General features: G+C 68.5%; 3 protein-coding genes. 1 reads left to right on the top strand and 2 read right to left on the bottom strand.

The window, feature by feature from the left end; all coding sequences use genetic code 11:
* Window positions 1–110 precede the first annotated feature (110 nt).
* The gene (locus tag ACWF94_RS38355) at window positions 111–305 is read right to left on the bottom strand and encodes a hypothetical protein (protein ID WP_453499569.1); all 195 of its coding nucleotides are present in this window, start codon (window positions 303–305) and stop codon (window positions 111–113) included.
* 444 nt (window positions 306–749) lie between these two features.
* Between ACWF94_RS38355 and ACWF94_RS38360 the strand changes: the two genes are divergently transcribed.
* Window positions 750–1,910 carry an acyltransferase family protein gene (locus tag ACWF94_RS38360; RefSeq protein ID WP_453499571.1) on the top strand — a complete coding sequence of 387 codons (1,161 nt, stop codon included), beginning with the start codon at window positions 750–752 and terminating at the stop codon, window positions 1,908–1,910.
* An 88-nt stretch (window positions 1,911–1,998) separates the two neighbouring features.
* On the opposite strand, the gene ACWF94_RS38365 is transcribed toward ACWF94_RS38360, so the two are convergent.
* Complete coding sequence (locus ACWF94_RS38365; RefSeq protein WP_453499573.1) at window positions 1,999–2,442, bottom strand: HD domain-containing protein; 444 nt, start codon at window positions 2,440–2,442, stop codon at window positions 1,999–2,001.
* Window positions 2,443–2,616: the final 174 nt, after the last annotated feature.

Here is a 2,616-nt window from a genome sequence, read left to right on the forward strand (position 1 = left end):
CACCCGGACCGGGCCTGAGGCCGTATGACCGTGTCCGGCGCTGACCGGACCGGACAGGACCGAGGTCTTCGCAGGTGTCTCCGCGTCAGCAGTCGCCGTCGGCGTCGCCGTCAGAAGCTGATCTCGTTGATCGTGTCCGCTATCGAGTTGAGGAACCTGTTGATCGACGGGGCCATGCCCGACGACGCCAGGAAGAAGCCGAACAGCATCGCCACGATCGATGGTCCGGCCTTCAGTGAGCCGGAGCGAATCATGACCACGAGGATGATTCCCAACAGCAGCACCACAGACAGTGAAATGGCCACAACTGATCACACCCTCGGTCGGTCCGCCTTGCCGGCCGGGAGACGTGCGACTCTGCACTCCCCCACCTCATGACCATCGTGCCACCAACCGCCCCGGGTATGCCGCTCTCTGACAGATCATCGGGGACGCAATCGCGCCAACCGCCCGCTCCGCTGCCCCGTCGGCGCAGGACCACACCCCGGGCGACCCACCTGCCGGGTGAAATACGGGCGGGAATTCGGCTCGATCGTTGCCATGCATGCACGGGTCGGTCACAAGAAATTCAAACCCGGACCGCGCGGTAATTCACAAGGTCACACACAACCGAACCAGTGCAGTGATTTGCACCATTTAAGAGGGATTAATCGGGGCATAGTGGTCATCTGGTGAGCGTGTTGGATTCACCTAAAGAAAACCCGGAGGTGGTTTTACGGATTTCAATTGACGCGGCTAAGGTGCCTCGAATGTTCCACGCTCCGGAAGTATTTCGCAGGGCTCCCCGCCCCCAGGCACGGGAGCCGGACCACGTCCCCACGACGTCCCCCACACCCGCCGGACAGACTGCAAAATCATCCCCATCAGCCGACGCGGCGCCTCCGGCCGCGGGGCGGGACGCCTACTTCGACAACGCGAAGTATCTGGCCATCGTGCTCGTCGCCGTCGCGCATGCCTGGGAACCGGTCATGGAAGGCAGCCGCGCGACCAGGGCACTGTACATGCTGGTCTACACCTTTCATATGCCGGCTTTCATCGTCGTCTCCGGCTATTTCTCCCGGAGTTACACCGGCCGTCCCCACCAGGTCAGACGGCTGCTGACCGGGATCGCGCTGCCGTACGTCGTCTTCGAGACGGTGTACTCGCTCTTCCGGCGGTGGGCGGACGACGCCCCGGGCCAGCGCATCAGCCTTCTCGACCCGTTCTATCTGACCTGGTTCCTCGTCGCGCTCTTCGTCTGGCGGCTCACCACCCCGCTGTGGCGGCAGCTCCGCCATCCGCTGACGGTCGCGCTGGTGATCGCCGCGCTCGCGACGGTGACACCGGACATCGGGGCGGATCTCAATCTGGCGCGGGTGCTCCAGTTTCTGCCGTTCTTCGTCCTGGGGCTCGTGCTGAAGCCCGAGCACTTCCAGATCGTACGGAGCCGGGAGGTACGGCTGCTCTCGCTGCCGCTGTTCGCGGGCGGGCTCGTCTTCGCGTACTGGGCGGCCCCCCGGATCAACCTCGGCTGGTTCTACCGGGCCTCCAGTTCCCAGGACCTGGGGGCGCCCTGGTGGACGGGGATCGTGATGACCCTCGCTTTCTTCGGCTGCGCCGTCCTGCTCACCGCCGGGTTCCTGGCGTGGGTGCCGCGCCGCAGGACGTGGTACACCGTGCTGGGACTCGGCACCGTCTGCGGGTATCTGCTGCACGGGCTGCCGCTGAAGGCCGCGGAGTATGCGGGGGTCTTCGAAGCCCACCCCTGGCTCTCCTCGCCCGGCGGGGAGATCCTGATGACGCTGCTCATGGCGGCCCTGGTGACCCTCTTCTGCACTCCTCCGGTGCGGCGGGCCCTGCGCTGTGTGACCGAGCCCGATATGCGGTGGGCGTTCCGCCGCGACGCGTCAGAGCTGGGACCGGGTCGCTGAGCCGCTGGGGCCCGGGGCTGAGCCGTCTTGGCCGGGGCGCTGAGCCGCCGGTGCCCAGGCCCTGAGCCGCTGGGGCCCGGGCGCTGAGCTACAGCCCCAGCAGTGCCCGGGTCCGCTCGTACTTCGCCGTCAGCCGCTCCCGGGTCTCCTCGTCGAGGAGCGCGAGCCGCGCCGGGTCGGCGTTGTGCGCGAGATCCGACTCCTTGACGAGGAGGGCGCCCGGGGTGGCGAGGATGCGCCGGGTGTAGGACTCAAGGTCCTCGTCCTCTCCCTTGGTGAGGGCGAGGACCATGTCCTTCACCGACTGCGACAGCGCGGCGGTCCGCAGCCACTCCGGGGAGAGCGCGTCGTCCTCGACCGCGTCGTGCAGCCATCCGGCGGCGATCTGGTCGTCGCTGCCGCCCCTTGCGCGGACACCCTCGGCGACCGCGGCGATGTGCTCGGCGTAGGGGCGTCCCGATTTGTCCGTCTGGCCCTGGTGGGAGGCGCGGGCGATCGCCTCGACGTCGGCGAGCGTGAGTGGCGTCGTCATGCCGCGACTCTAGGACCACGCATACCCTGCGGGGGGCCTCCGGGGGGCGGCTCGTCGGCCCGGTGCGCGACCTCAGCCGACCCCTGGCTCGCCCCAACCCCGGGCGTACGGGCCAGGCCCGGCCCGGGCCCTCGTGGGGGGGGGGGGGGGGGGGCCCCCCCCCCCCCCCCCCCC

It is taken from the genome of Streptomyces sp. NPDC055078, from assembly GCF_053607985.1.